The sequence below is a fragment of the Variovorax sp. UC122_21 genome, from assembly GCF_044056785.1.
Taxonomy (GTDB): Bacteria; Pseudomonadota; Gammaproteobacteria; order Burkholderiales; family Burkholderiaceae_C; genus Variovorax.
This window is the reverse complement of sequence record NZ_CP172004.1, coordinates 1,985,393-1,998,837: the sequence shown is the minus strand read 5'-3', so window position 1 is coordinate 1,998,837 and position 13,445 is coordinate 1,985,393. Positions and strand designations below refer to the sequence as shown.

The 13,445-nt window shown below is 70.8% G+C and carries 14 protein-coding genes; 7 read left to right on the top strand and 7 right to left on the bottom strand.

Going from position 1 to position 13,445, the window contains the following annotated elements; genetic code table 11:
- Positions 1–25: 25 nt before the first annotated feature.
- Entirely contained in the window at positions 26–490 is a 465-nt protein-coding gene (gene cadR / locus ACHMXE_RS21800; RefSeq protein ID WP_203201964.1) for a Cd(II)/Pb(II)-responsive transcriptional regulator, read from the top strand.
- Positions 491–506: 16 nt separating this feature from the next.
- On the opposite strand, the gene ACHMXE_RS21795 is transcribed toward cadR, so the two are convergent.
- The 3 genes from ACHMXE_RS21795 to ACHMXE_RS21785 all read right to left on the bottom strand — a co-directional run bounded on the left by ACHMXE_RS21795 (position 507) and on the right by ACHMXE_RS21785 (position 2,852).
- Complete coding sequence (locus tag ACHMXE_RS21795; protein ID WP_395351229.1) at positions 507–1,256, bottom strand: DUF4303 domain-containing protein; 750 nt, start codon at positions 1,254–1,256, stop codon at positions 507–509.
- A gap of 1 nt (position 1,257) precedes the next feature.
- A complete protein-coding gene (cysE, locus tag ACHMXE_RS21790; protein WP_203201965.1) occupies positions 1,258–2,028 on the bottom strand; it encodes a serine O-acetyltransferase in 771 nt (256 codons plus the stop codon).
- A gap of 92 nt (positions 2,029–2,120) precedes the next feature.
- The gene (locus ACHMXE_RS21785; protein WP_395351228.1) at positions 2,121–2,852 is read right to left on the bottom strand and encodes an RNA methyltransferase; all 732 of its coding nucleotides are present in this window, start codon (positions 2,850–2,852) and stop codon (positions 2,121–2,123) included.
- A gap of 197 nt (positions 2,853–3,049) precedes the next feature.
- On the opposite strand from ACHMXE_RS21785, the gene ACHMXE_RS21780 reads away from it, so the two are divergent.
- Genes ACHMXE_RS21780 through ACHMXE_RS21765 form a run of 4 tightly spaced genes read left to right on the top strand, consistent with a single transcriptional unit; the run spans position 3,050 to position 7,891 of the window.
- Entirely contained in the window at positions 3,050–4,102 is a 1,053-nt protein-coding gene (locus ACHMXE_RS21780; protein WP_203201967.1) for an inositol monophosphatase family protein, read from the top strand.
- Entirely contained in the window at positions 4,102–6,381 is a 2,280-nt protein-coding gene (locus tag ACHMXE_RS21775) for an FUSC family membrane protein (RefSeq protein ID WP_395351227.1), read from the top strand. Before ACHMXE_RS21780 ends, ACHMXE_RS21775 begins: the two co-directional genes overlap by 1 nt.
- A gap of 5 nt (positions 6,382–6,386) precedes the next feature.
- Positions 6,387–7,469: a mechanosensitive ion channel family protein gene (locus tag ACHMXE_RS21770; protein ID WP_395351226.1), complete on the top strand. Its 1,083-nt coding sequence runs from the start codon at positions 6,387–6,389 to the stop codon at positions 7,467–7,469.
- Positions 7,470–7,498: 29 nt separating this feature from the next.
- On the top strand, positions 7,499–7,891 hold the full coding sequence (locus tag ACHMXE_RS21765; protein WP_203201969.1) for a YbaN family protein: 393 nt from the start codon (positions 7,499–7,501) through the stop codon (positions 7,889–7,891).
- Positions 7,892–7,927: 36 nt separating this feature from the next.
- Here ACHMXE_RS21765 and ACHMXE_RS21760 read toward each other — a convergent pair whose 3' ends face one another.
- The 4 genes from ACHMXE_RS21760 to ACHMXE_RS21745 form a co-directional block, all read right to left on the bottom strand.
- Entirely contained in the window at positions 7,928–9,124 is a 1,197-nt protein-coding gene (locus ACHMXE_RS21760; protein ID WP_395351225.1) for a DUF418 domain-containing protein, read from the bottom strand.
- Between the two features lie 7 nt (positions 9,125–9,131).
- On the bottom strand, positions 9,132–9,794 hold the full coding sequence (locus ACHMXE_RS21755) for a suppressor of fused domain protein (protein ID WP_395351224.1): 663 nt from the start codon (positions 9,792–9,794) through the stop codon (positions 9,132–9,134).
- Between the two features lie 76 nt (positions 9,795–9,870).
- Positions 9,871–10,599, bottom strand: coding sequence for a hypothetical protein (locus ACHMXE_RS21750; protein ID WP_395351223.1), 729 nt, complete (start codon positions 10,597–10,599; stop codon positions 9,871–9,873).
- Positions 10,600–10,644: 45 nt separating this feature from the next.
- Positions 10,645–11,199 carry a MarR family winged helix-turn-helix transcriptional regulator gene (locus tag ACHMXE_RS21745; protein WP_395351222.1) on the bottom strand — a complete coding sequence of 185 codons (555 nt, stop codon included), beginning with the start codon at positions 11,197–11,199 and terminating at the stop codon, positions 10,645–10,647.
- Positions 11,200–11,342: 143 nt separating this feature from the next.
- On the opposite strand from ACHMXE_RS21745, the gene ACHMXE_RS21740 reads away from it, so the two are divergent.
- Together ACHMXE_RS21740 and ACHMXE_RS21735 are read left to right on the top strand one after the other, a co-directional pair.
- Complete coding sequence (locus ACHMXE_RS21740; RefSeq protein ID WP_395351221.1) at positions 11,343–12,350, top strand: Bug family tripartite tricarboxylate transporter substrate binding protein; 1,008 nt, start codon at positions 11,343–11,345, stop codon at positions 12,348–12,350.
- Between the two features lie 31 nt (positions 12,351–12,381).
- On the top strand, positions 12,382–13,371 hold the full coding sequence (locus ACHMXE_RS21735) for a Bug family tripartite tricarboxylate transporter substrate binding protein (RefSeq protein WP_395351220.1): 990 nt from the start codon (positions 12,382–12,384) through the stop codon (positions 13,369–13,371).
- Positions 13,372–13,445 lie beyond the last annotated feature (74 nt).

Here is a 13,445-nt window from a genome sequence, read left to right as displayed (position 1 = left end):
CAGCCTTCCATCCATCTGCCGCATCATGAAAATCGGTGATCTGGCCAAGGCCGCGAACACGCCCGTCGAGACCATCCGCTACTACGAGCGCGAAGGCCTGCTGCCGGCGCCCGCGCGCACCGAGGGCAACTACCGCATCTACGGCGAGGACCATGCGCAGCGCCTGGGCTTCGTGCGGCGCTGCCGCTCGCTCGACATGACGCTCGACGAGATCCGCAGCCTGCTGAAATTCCGCGATGCGCCGCAGGAGGACTGCGGCGAGGTCAACCAGCTGCTCGACGACCACATCGGCCACGTGGCGGCGCGCATCGCCGAACTGCGCACGCTCGAGAAGCAGCTGAAGGCGCTGCGCCGGCAATGCGGCGGCGCCGATTCGGCCCAGCCCTGCGGGATCATCCAGGAGCTCGACGCGGTCGCGCTCGAGGCCGAGGGCTTCGGCCAGCACGCGGGGCATGTGCACGGCGCGCTGCACGCGCCCGCGCGGCGCTAGCAGCCCGGCCCGGCCTTCATTCGCACAGATCGATCCAGCGCCGAAGCCGGTCCACCACGCGCGCGGTGTTGAGGCGGGCAACCGAGCCTTCCATGTCCTCGCCGCCCTCGACCTGGCACAGCAGCACCACCGCTTCGCGTGCCGAACCGGTGCCGAAGAATTCCTCGCCATCGAGCTGTGCCATCGCGGCGATGCAGGCCTCGAACAGGCCGTCGTGCAGCACGTCGAACTCCACGCTGCAGGGCAGGTCGTCGCGGTGGCAGGCCAGGAGCATGCGGTAGGCGATGTCGAGGAACTCGCCGCCCTCGTCGTGCGACCACTCGCCGGAACTCCAGATCTCGCTCTCGTCCTCCATCTCGCCCGGCTCGCCCAGGGCGAGGTCGCTGGCGGCATGGACGATGGTCATCGCGCTCTCGTCGCTGCCCAGCGCGAAAAGCCGGAAGGTCCGCTCGGGATCGCCCGCGCGGATGGCCTCGAAGGCGCGGCGGGCGCCCTCGCGGATCTCGGCCGTGAGCAGCGCGAAGTCGACGCGGGCCGGGTCGTGGATGCCTTCACGCACCCGCACGTAGCCCTGGGCCTCGATCTCGCGGCCGCGCTGCGCCAGGGCCTCCATCGCGGCCTCGGGGCTGGCGAACTCGGCGACGCTGGAGCGCCCCCAGGTCTGCACCTTGCCGCTCGCGGCCCACAGCGAATTGCCGAACTGGCGCAGCTCGTGGAAGTCGGTGGGCCGCTCGTCCTCGAAGCGATGGAACAGCGCCCAGCTCACGTCACTTCCCCACCAACTGCGTGAGCTTCTCGGCCTCGAAGCACTCGTCGCGCGCCGCGTCGCCGGGCACGCAATCCCGGGTGCCGGGATGGGCCGAGAGCTTCTCGATCGCCTGCCACAGCAGCGCGATCTGGTGCTCCTGGCTCGAGGCGTTGTCGATCAGGCCGCGCATCGCCTGGCTCAGCGGGTCGTCGTCCTGCGTGATGCCGTAGGCGCTGAATTTCTGCGGCACGGCCACGTCGGCGCTCTCGCCGGCCTTCGACGGGATGATGCGCGCCGGGATGCCGACCGCGGTCGCGCCCGCGGGCACCGGCTTGATGACGACCGCGTTGCTGCCGATCTTGGCGCCGTCGCCCACCACGAAGCCGCCCAGCACCTTGGCGCCGGCGCTCACCACCACGTTGCGGCCCAAGGTCGGATGGCGCTTGGTGCCCTTGTAGAGCGAGGTGCCGCCCAGGGTCACGCCCTGGTAGATGGTGCAGCCGTCGCCGACCTCGGCGGTCTCGCCGATCACCACGCCCATGGCGTGGTCGAAGAACACCTCGCGGCCGATCTTGGCGGCCGGATGGATCTCGATGCCGGTGAGCCAGCGCGCCATGTGCGCGATGAAGCGCGCGGGCCACTTGAAGCCATGGTTCCAACACGCATGCGCCCAGCGATGCAGCACCACGGCATGCAGGCCCGGATAGACCGTGAGCACCTCCCAGGCGCTGCGCGCGGCCGGGTCGCGTTCGAGGATGCACCGGATGTCGGCGCGCAGGCGAGAGAACATCGCTGCCTTCGGATATTTTGGTTATGACGATGGGGGCCGCGCAGTCTATAGCCGGCCCTCATCGCGTACGGGCGATGGGGTTTTAGGCCCGCTCAGCGCCGGATCTTGCCGGCCGCGGCCTCGCTCATCGCCTTGGCGATGCCGCGCAGGATGTGGATTTCCTCGGCCGTGGGCTGGGCGCGGTTGAACAGCTGCTGCAGCCGCGGCATCAGCTTCTTGGGCGCCTCGGGATCGAGGAAGCCCACCTCCACCAGCGAACGCTCCCAGTGCTCGAGCATGCCGGCCACCGCCTGGGCATCGGCCGCCGGCGGCGGCGCGACCGCGTCGCGCACCTCGAAGCCGCCGAGCGCGAGCCGCCATTCGTAGGCGATCACCTGGATCGCGGCGCCGAGGTTGAGCGAGCCGAAGTTCGGGTCGGTCGGAATGCTCAGGGCGACGTGGCAGCGGTAGACGTCCTCGTTGCGCATGCCGAAGCGCTCGGAGCCGAACAGGAAGGCCACGTGCGCATCGCCCTCGGCCGCCAGCGGGCCGAGGTGCTCGCGGGGGGTACGCGTCGGCGGGCCGAAGTCGCGCGGCACCATCGCGGTGGCGCACAGGTGGGTCACGCCGTCGAGGGCTTCGTCGAGCGTCTCGACGATGCGCGCATTGGCCAGCACGTCGAGCGCGCCGCTCGCGCGCTGGATGGTTTCCTCGCGCCGCAGCACGTTGGCCCAGCGCGGCGCCACCAGCACGAGTTCGCCGAAACCCATGGTCTTCATGGCGCGGGCGGCGGCCCCCACGTTGCCGGCGTGGCTGGTCTGGATCAGGATGAAACGGGTGCGCATGAAAAAGGGGTGGGGAGACAGGGGACCGGCCGAGCCGGTAAAATCCCCCGATTCTCGCCGCCCGCATCGCCGGGCCGGTTTCCGGGTCCTTCAGGGTCCCACCCCCCAGTTCTTCCAGTCAGTCAGGAACGACAGCCACGGCCACCCGGGCCTTTGCCGGGTCCGTGCAGGCGTTCCGCTCACGCTCACAATTCAGAATGTCGTCCCCCAACCTGCATCCCATGCTCAACGTGGCCGTGAAGGCCGCTCGCGCCGCCGGCGCCATCATCAACCGCGCCGCGCTCGACGTCGAGGCCGTGCGCATCTCCCAGAAGCATGTGAACGATTTCGTCACCGAGATCGACCACGCGAGCGAGCAGGCCATCATCGAAACGCTTCTCACGGCGTATCCGGGGCACGGCATCCTGGCCGAGGAATCGGGCTCCGAGCACGGCGCCAAGGATTCCGACTACGTCTGGATCATCGATCCGCTCGACGGCACCACCAACTTCATCCACGGCTTCCCGTTCTACTGCGTGTCGATCGCGCTGTCGGTGCGCGGCAAGATCGAGCAGGCGGTCGTCTACGACCCCACGCGCAACGACCTGTTCACCGCCACCAAGGGCCGCGGCGCCTACGTCAACGACCGCCGCATCCGCGTGTCCAAGCGCACCCGGCTGTCCGAATCGCTGGTCGCCACCGGCTTCCCGTTCCGCACCGGCGACAACTTCAAGCAGTACCTGGCCATCATGGCCGACCTGATGCCGCGCATGGCCGGCCTGCGCCGCCCCGGCGCCGCCGCGCTCGACCTCGCCTACGTGGCGGCCGGCTTCACCGACGCCTTCTTCGAGACCGGCCTGAACCCCTGGGACGTGGCGGCCGGCTCGCTGCTGGTGACCGAGGCCGGCGGCCTGATCGGCAACTTCACGGGCGAGCCCGACTTCATCGACCAGCGCGAATGCCTGGCCGGCGCGCCGCGCATCTACGGCCAGCTGGTGCCGCTCTTGGCCAAGTACTCGAAGTTCGCGAGCGTCGACGAGAAGCTGCGCGCCAGCGACCGCGTGCGCGCGGTGGCCGCCGCGAGCAAGCCCCAGACCGAGGGCTCGGCAGACATCTACGCGCGCAGCACCGTGACCGAGATGGGCCCCGCCGAGGACGACCAGAACGCGGAGGCACCCGCCGCCGCCCCGGCCAAGCGCAAGCTCACCCGCATCCGCCGCGACGCCCCCGCCGCCACCGGCCCGTTCGAGGGCGACGCTTCCGCCAAGTGATGGCAGGGGCCCGCGCCATCGGCGGCGAGACCCAGGCCTCGGTGCTGCAGCAGCGCCTGCGCGCCGCGTTGCGCATCGCGCTGAGCCACTACGTCGCCAGCGGCCTCACGGTCGCGCTCGGCCTGCTGTTCATCTCGGGCGGCGTGCATTTCTGGCTCGGCACCGTCGCGGCCTCCTCGGCCGCGGTCGGCGTGATCGTCACCGCCCCACCCGACCTGCCGGGCCCGCGCCGCGGCAAGTTCTGGCAGATGCTGCCGGCGCCGCTGATCGGGCTGCCGCTGTTCTTCGCCGTGCAGCTGCTGCACGCCGCGCCGATCCGGCTCGGCCTGTTGCTGGTGCCGGCCACCTTCTTCGCCTTCCTGGCCATGGCCTGGGGCAAGCGCGGCATCCCGATCGCCATCGCGGTGATGTTCTCGATGATCTTCTCCATGGCCACGCCCACGCCGCACGGCATGGCCGAGGCCATCGAGCGCACCTGGCACTTCGGCCTCGGCGCCGGGCTGTACGTGCTGTGGTCGGTGCTCGCCAACCTGATCCTCAACACGCGCTTTCGCGTGCAGTCGGTGGCCGACGTGCTGTATTCGCTGGCCGCGCTGATGCGCACCGAGGCCAGCCAGTTCACGCCCAGGGACGAGACCGGCGACGTGCGCGAGACCCCCGCGCCGATGCTGGGCCGCCTGCTGCGCGAACAGGCCGCGCTGGCCGACCAGCTGCAGGCCACGCGCGACATCGTGCTCGAGTCGCCGCGCACGCCGCGCCGCCAGCGGCTGGCCGCGATGCTGGTGATCGTGCTCGAGATGCGCGACCAGCTGCTCGCGAGCGAACTCGACCTCGACGCCCTCAAGACCCATCCCGCCCATGCCGACGCGCTGGTCGAGATGCGCCGCGTGCTCGAGGAACTGGCCGAGGACATGATCGGGCTGGCCGACGCGCTGCTCATGGGCCGCCATCCGCACCTGGTGGCCGACCGCCGGCCGCGCCTCGCGGCGATCCACGTCGATGGCGAGGACCAGGCCTCGGGCCACCCGCACCCGATGCTGCCAGGCCCCAACGCCGCCATGCTCGCGCGCGGCCTCGCGAGCCGCATCGGCCACATCAACGACGAGGTGCTGCGCCTGTCGGCCATGGCGCGCGGCGACGCCGAGCCCAACCTCGCCGTGGTGCGCGCCAACTGGCAGATGTTCGTGAGCCCCACCGACTGGTCGTGGCGCCCCTTCTTCACCCTGTGGCGCTGGGACGCGCCGCCGCTGCGCCACGCGATCCGCGCCGCGCTCGCGATCGCGGCCGGCTACGCGGTCGCGGTGTCGATGCCCTGGGGCTCGCACGACTACTGGATCCTGCTGACCATCGTGGTGGTGCTGCGCGGCAGCCTCTCGCAGACGCTGGAGCGGCGCAACCACCGCGTGGCCGGCACGTTGCTGGGCTGCGTGCTCGCGGTCGGCCTGCTGTCGGCGCATCTCTCGGCGCTCGGGCTGCTCGCGGTGCTGACCGTGGCGCAGGCCATCGCCCACAGCTTCGCGGTGCGGCGCTACCTGATCACCGCGGTGGCCGCCACCGTGCTGGGCCTGCTGCAGGCCCACATGCTCAACACCGGCGCGGCACCGCTGTTCGCGCTGTTCGAGCGCATCGCCGACACGCTGATCGGCGCCGCGCTCGCCTGGGCCTTCTGCTACGTGCTGCCCTCGTGGGAACGCAGCCAGATCCCCGCGCTGGTGGCGCGCGTGCTGACCGCGCAGGCACGCCATGCGCGGCTCGCGCTGGGCCTGGGCCAATTGCAGACCGTCGACAGCAGCCCCGAGCTCGAATGGCGGCTCGCGCGCCGCGAGGCCTTCGACAGCCTCTCGGCGCTGGTGCAGGCCACGCAGCGTTCGCTGTCCGAACCGCGCGCGGTGCAGCCGCCGGTCGAGCCGCTCGAGCACCTGCAGGCCCACAGCTACCAGCTGCTGGCGCAGCTCAGCGCGGTCAAGTCGATGCTGGTGCTGCGGCGCGACCGCCTCACGCCCGGCGAGGTCGAGGGCCCGCTCGCGCGCACCACGCAGCGCATCGAGGCCGCGATCGGCGCGGTGCCCACCTCGGGCCCCACGCAGCCCGAGAGCACGGCCTCCACCGCCGTCGGCGGCCCGATCCCGCTGCCCGATCCCTTCGACAACGACATCAGCCCCTGGCTGCTGCGCCGGCTCGACCTGGCGACCGCGCTGTCGACCCAATTGCGAGACGATGCGGCCCGAATTCTTCAAGCATTGAACGAACAGGAAGCTTCGGGACTCGCATCGGCATGACCCTGATGCAATCCATCCTCTCCCATCCCTGGTTCGGCACCTGGCTGGCCGCCGTCATCGCCGTTCCCGTCGCCCTCGTCGTCCACCGCATCGGCGGCATGGTGCTCAAGCGCATCACGCGCCCCGCGCCCGCCATCCATGCCATGGTGGTCGCCTGCCATGCCCCGGCGCGCGCGGTGCTGCCGCTGATCGCGCTGCAGATGGTGTGGCAGGCCACGCCCGAGGACCTGCGCTACATCGAGAACGTGCGCCACCTCAACGGCCTGCTGCTGATCGCGGCCACCACCTGGCTCGCGCTCAAGGCCATCGGCGGCTTCGCCGACGGCGTGCTCGCGCAGCATCCGTCCGACATTGCCGACAACCTGCAGGCGCGCCGCGTGCTCACGCAGACCCGCGTGCTCGCGCGCACCGCCATGACCGTGGTGGTGATCGCCGGCGGCGCGATGATGCTCATGACCTTCCCCGGCGCGCGCCAGGTCGGCGCCAGCCTGCTGGCCTCGGCCGGCGTCATCGGCATCGTGGCCGGCCTCGCGGCCAAGCCGGTGTTCAGCAACCTCATCGCCGGCCTGCAGCTCGCGCTCGCGCAGCCGATCCGCATCGACGACGTGCTCGTGGTCGAGGGCGAATGGGGCCGCGTCGAGGAGATCACCGGCACCTTCGTCGTGCTGAAGATCTGGGACGAGCGCCGGCTGATCCTGCCGCTGACCTACTTCATCGAGAAGCCGTTCCAGAACTGGACCCGCCATTCGTCGCAGATCCTCGGCTCGGTGTTCGTCTATGCCGACTACGGCATGCCGCTGGCGCCGCTGCGCGCCGAGGTCGAGCGCATCGTGAAGGCCTCGCCCGAATGGGACGGCCGCTTCTTCAACCTGCGCGTGACCGACGCCACCGAGCGCACCATGCAGATCCGCGTGCTGTGCACTGCCGCCACCTCGGGCATGGCCTTCGACCTGCGCTGCAACGTGCGCGAGGGCCTGATCGACTTCATGCAGCGCGAGTACCCGCAGCACCTGCCGAAGGTGCGCGTGGGCAACGACCACCCCGCCGAGCGCGAGCCCGGGCCGTTCCAGCCGCAGGCCGTGGCCTGAGCCGCGCCTTCCACCACGAGCGTGCCGCGTTGAAGCCCGACCCCGAACCTAGAGGCCCGCTGGTACGCGCGCTGTTCTATGCCTTCGCCGTGCTGTGCCTGGTGCTCGGGCTCATCGGCGTGGTGGTGCCGGGCATGCCGACCACCGTCTTCATCCTGCTGGCCGCCTGGGCCGCGGCGCGCAGCTCGCCGCGGCTGCATGCCTGGCTGCTCGGCCACCGCATCTTCGGGCCGCTGCTGCACAACTGGGCCCACGGCCGCACCGTGAGCCGGCGCGCCAAGTGGAGCGCCACCGTCACCATGGCGCTGTGCGCCGTGATCGTCTCGTACACCGCGCACCGGGCCTGGACCGCGGTGCTGGCCATCGGCTGCATGGCGGTGGTGCTGGCCTGGCTGTGGTCGCGGCCGCTGCCGCCGCCTTGAGCGGGATACGCGGCGTACGCGGCATACGCCGCGGGCTCAGCGCCGCAGCGGTGGCCACGCGAGGTTCGTGAACGCCCGCAGCAGCCACTCGACGGGCCCATAGGCGAAGCGCCCCATCCACCACCGGCTCAGCGGCAGCTGGCAGCCGAAGATCGCGAAGGCGATCCCCATCGCCGCGAGCGGCGGCGTCGCGCCGATCCAGCGCAGCCCGTAGGCCAGGAACAGCCAGGCGCACACGGCCGACTGCAGCAGGTAGTTCGACAGCGCCATGCGCCCCGCGGGCGCGAGCCAGCTTTCGAGCACGCGACCACGCGGCGTGCGGAACAGCAGCACCAGCGCGCACGCATAGGCGGCGCTCAGGAACGGCGCCGTGAGCAGCGTGACCGAGAGTCCGAGGAAGTCGCGCACCGAGCCATCGACACGCATCGCCGACTGCGCATAGAAGGCCGCGCCCGGCAGCCCCACCACCAGCCCCCAGGCCAGCACGCGCCGGAACAGCGGCAGGCGCGCGCCGGTATCGGCCAGCAGCGCATGCCGCGCCGCGACGAAGCCCGCGAAGAACATCGCGAGCGCCGTCGGCGCCTGCACCAGCGCCGTGAGCCACCAGATCTGCGACAGCTCGCGCAGGTGCTGCACGATCACCGTCATCGGCGTGCCGCGGTAGGCCAGCAGCGCCGAAGCGGCTTCCGCATAGGCGCTGCGCAGGTCCATCGGGCCACCGCCCAGCGCGAACGACAGCAGCGCGCTGAAGGCCGCCCACAGCAGCGCGGTGCCCAGCACCAGCGCGATGCCGGCGCCCAGCAGCAAGCGATCGCCGCGCCGGTGCAGCAGCAGCACCACCACGCCGATCACGCCATAGGTCGTGAGGATGTCGCCCTGGTAGAGCAGCACCCCATGCGCCACGCCCAGCAGCCACAGCGCCAGCAGCCGGCGCGCCATGCGCGGCGCGAAGGCACGGCCGGCGCGCTGCGCTGCCGCCTTCTGCAGCTGGAAGCTGTAGCCGAACAGGAACGAGAACAGCAGGTAGAACTTGGTCTCGAAGACGAAGGTGCGCACGATCACCGCGAGGCGCTCGGGCAGCGCGTTCGCAAGCGGATCGGGCAGCCCCATGCCGTAGTAGGTCGAGGCGAAGGTCGCGATGTTGACCACCAGGATGCCCAGCAGCGCGAAGCCGCGCAGCGCATCGACCGTGGTCTGGCGCTGCGGCGCGTCGGCCTCGCTGACTCCCTGCATGCGGCGCTCAGGCCACCGGTGCGCGCTTCGGGTCGGTCACCGGGCAGTGGCCATGCACCTCGAGCAGCCGCACCAGGTCCTCGGAACTGCGCGCCTTGGCCCAGTCGCGCTCGGTGTCGGAGATGCCCACCACCTGCAGGAAATCGAACTTGCCCGAGTCCAGCTGCGCCGTCGCCGGACAGTGCCTCGGCCGCGCCAGCACCACATGGCGCAGCACCGAGGCGGCCTTCTGCCCGATCGGCCCGCCCAGCGGAATGCGGTCGCCGTAGTCCAGCGGCGGCTTGTCCTCGCCGAAGCGGCCGTGCGCGAGCAGCACGTTGTAGGCCAGCAGCTTCTGCAGCAGCTTGATCGGCCAGGTGTCGCCGGCCTGCGATGGGACCTCGAGCACGAGCTCGGTGCCGATCCACGAATAGTCCTCGGGGTCGTAGTCGGCGGGCTCGCCCTCCCAGGGCGTCGAGCCGCCCGAGCTCACGTAGAGCCAGGAGTTGCGCACGGGCGTCGGCTCGAACTCGAACACGCCCAGGTGCAGCCAGCGCGGATCGATGTCCTGCGCGCCCAGCGCCGAGAAGTCTTCAGCGCCCAGCACGAAGATGCCCTTGCGCTTCTCGCCGAAGAGCTGCGGGTAGAGGACTTCCTCGCGGTATTTCCAGACTTCTTCCATCGAACTCATCGGGCTGCTCCTCGTGGTGTGCCGACCGGGCCTCGGTCTCGGGCCATTCTGCCCCGCGTCCAAGACAAAAAAGGACTCAGGCTGTCGCGCCGGTGGCCTTCAGGGGCCGGTCGACCAGCGTGTCGGCGAAGGTGCCGAACCAGCAGACGCGGCCGTACTGGCTGAACGAATAGAGCCCCACCGTGTGGGGATCGCGCTCGAAGTCGGCCGGCAGCGGATGCGGCACGACGCGCCGTTGCAGGTGGCTCTTGATCAGGTAGTCCACTTGCCGAACCGCGAGCGCCTCGTTGCCGGCCGACGCCCACACGCGCGGGATCCTCAGCCGTCCTTCGCCCAGCTCGAACTCGGCCACGAAAGCCAGCGCGGCCGTCCAGCTGCGCGCGAAATAGAGGCGGCCGCCGTAGAGATAGATGTCCCACTTCTCCTCCATGGCCGAGGCCTTGAACAGCACGCCTTCGGTCGGCGGCTCCTTCGCGTCGTAGGCCAGGCTGCATTCCAGCGCCACGGCCTGCGCGGGAAGCTGGCCGATGTGGGCCGACCCCGGGTCCGTGCGGCCGGCCGAGAACTGGGCCGCGATGCCCGGGTCCTTCGTGGTGGAGATCATCGACCGCGCGAAGGCCGCGCAGTCGTAGCCCTCGAAGACGAAGGGATTCGCCGGATCGTCGGCGGACAGCAGCCGCACCGCCTCGTCGGGCGGGGCGGGGGCCTGGGGCGACGCCGCTGCCGGCGCTGGGGTTGGCGCGGGCGCCTGCGTGGTTGCCGCTGCCGGTCGCGCCGCGAACAGCGCCTTGATCTTCTCGAACATGAGGTCCTCTTCTCTCGTTGGATCGCCGTGCCCGGTCACCCGGCCTCAACGCACCGCGTGCCTGCCCCGGTCCGCCTTCGGCAACACCGCCTGCGCCACCATGCGCTCGGCCCGCTCCTGCAGCCGGTGCAGCGCCGCGTCGAAGCGCTCGGCCTCGCCGGCGTCGAGCGCGCCCATCAGCTCGCCATTGATCGCCGTCACGAGCGGAAAAAGTTCGTCGTAGAGCGCCTGCCCGCTGTCGGTGAGCCGCAGCCGCACCTGCCGCCGGTCGCCCGCGCGCGCCACGCGCGAGACCAGCTTCTTCTCGACCAGCGAACCCACGGCCTTCGAGGTGCGCGCGCGGTCGAGCTGCGCATGCTCGGCCAGCTGCGAGGAGCCGAGTTCGCCGCGGCTCGCGAGCGTGGCGATCAGCCGCCATTCGCGGCGCGTGATGCCGAAGCGGCCTTCGCACAGGCGGATCACCATGCTGCCGGCCACCGCGAGCAGGCGCGAGAGGCGGTAGAGCAGCAGGTCGTCGAGCGGGCGGCGCGGCAACGCGAGGCTGGCGTCCTCGGCCGCCTCGATGGTGGCCTTGGCCGTCTTGCGAGCGGTCGCTTTCACGGGCACATCGATGGGCTGGGGCATCGCGCTCGGGTTAATCCGGGGAATGGTTGATTTGATCAATCGACTGTAGCGTCTCCAGAATCGTCCGCAGCCGCGGGCACACGACCCGCAGAACCGGCGCCTTTCGGAGACCTCACCCCATGCCTTCCCCCTCGCACGCTTCCCACCTGCCCGCCCCCGGCCGCCGCCGGCTGGTCGCCGCGCTCGGCGGCCTCGCGCTCGCACCCGCGCTGTCGCGCGCCCAGGGCTTCGCGCCGGGCCAGCCGATCAAGGTGCTGATCGGCGTGCCCGCGGGCGGCACGCAGGACGTGCTGACGCGCGCCATCGCGCAGGAAGTGCGCGACAGCCTGGGCCCGCTGATCGTCGACAACCGCTCGGGCGCGGCCGGCCGCATCGCGGTCGAGACGGTCAAGACCGCGCCGCCCGACGGCCACACGCTGCTGCTGGGCACGGCCGGCATGATGACGATGTTCCCGAGCGCCTACCGCAACCTCTCCTACGACCCGATCAAGGACTTCGTGCCGATCCTCAACGCCGCGCGCTTCGAGCTCGCGCTGGTGCTCAACAAGGACGTGCCCGCGAACACGCTGCCCGAGTTCATCGCCTGGGCCAGGGCGCAGGGCGACAAGGTCAGCTTCGCCTCGTACGGCGCCGGCACGCCCTCGCACTTCCTCGGCGAGATGCTCAACCGCGCGGCCGGGCTGAAGATGGTCCACGTGCCCTACCGCGGCTCCACGCCCGCGCGGCAGGACGTGATGGGCGGCACCGTGCCGGTCTACTTCGACACCGTGGGCGGCGCGCAGCAGATGCTGCCCTCGGGCCGCGTCAAGGTGCTGGCCACCAGCGGCGAGAAGCGCTCGCCGCTGATGCCCAACCTGCCGAGCTTCGTCGAGGCCGGCTACAAGGACGTGGTCGCCACCGCGTGGTTCGCCTACTACGCGCCGCTGAAGACGCCGCAGCCCGTGGTCGAGAAGCTGCGCGCCGAGTTCGCGCGCGCCGTCAACAGGCGCGAGGTGCGCCAGATGCTGCTGCAGAACGGCATGTACCCGGTGGCCGACACGGGCGATGCGCTCGTGAAGACCATGCGCGAGGACACGGCACGCTGGGCCGGCATCATGAAGGCCGTGAATTTCCAGGCCAACGACTGACACCCGATACATGAAACGCAAGGAGGACCCCATGCAACCCAAGCACCCGATCACCCGCCGCCTCGCCGGCCTGATGGCCATCGCCGGCCTCGCCACGGCCCTGACGGCCATCGGCGCCGCCGCGCAGCAGCCGCTCGACGGCCCGCTGCGCATCGTCGTGGGCTACGCGCCCGGCGGCGCCACCGACCGCGTCGCGCGCATCGTCGGCGACAAGCTCGCGCCCAAGCTCGGCGTGCCGGTCATCGTCGACAACAAGCCCGGTGCCGGCGGCCGCCTCGCGGCGCAGCAGGTCAAGGTCACGCCCGCGAACCAGAACGTGCTGATGCTCGCCAACCCCGCCGTGATGGTGGTGGCGCCGCTGGTGTTCAAGGACAACGGCTATGACGCAGAACACGACTTCGTGCCGGTCTCGCACGTCAACGACTACGACTTCGCGCTCGCCGTGTCGCCCACGCTGCCGGTGCGCGAACTCAACCATCTGCTGGCCTGGATGCGCGCCAACCCCAAGCAGGCCAACGTCGGCGTGCCGGCCACCGGCAGCCTGCCGCACTTCTTCGGCCTCATGGTCGGCGAGAAGGCCAAGGTCCAGACCCAGGTCATCGGCTACCGCGGCTCGGCGCCGCTGCTCAACGACCTGATCGGCGGCCAGGTGCCGATCGCGGTCGACACCGAGGACGTGGTGATCCCGCAGCACGACGGCGGCAAGCTGCGCATCCTCGCGATCTCGGGCGCCAAGCGCTCGCCCTTCGCGCCCTCGGTGCCCACCTTCAAGGAAGCCGGCCTCGACCTCGCGGCCAGCGGCTGGAACACCTTCTTCGCGCCCACCACCATGCCGCGCGAGAAGGTCGAGCGCCTCGCCACCGCGATCCGCGAGGTGATGCAGGACCCCGACACGGTGCGCAAGTTCACCGACTCCAAGATGACGCCGGTGGTCAGCACCCAGGCGCAGACCGCCGCGATGCTCAAGGCCTACCGGCTGCAATGGGGTCCGGTGGTGCAGAAATCGGGCTACCAGCCTTGAGTCTCTCGATCCACGCGCAACCGTTCAGTCTGAGCCTGTCGAAGCCCTGCGCGACGCTTCGACAAGCTCAGCGC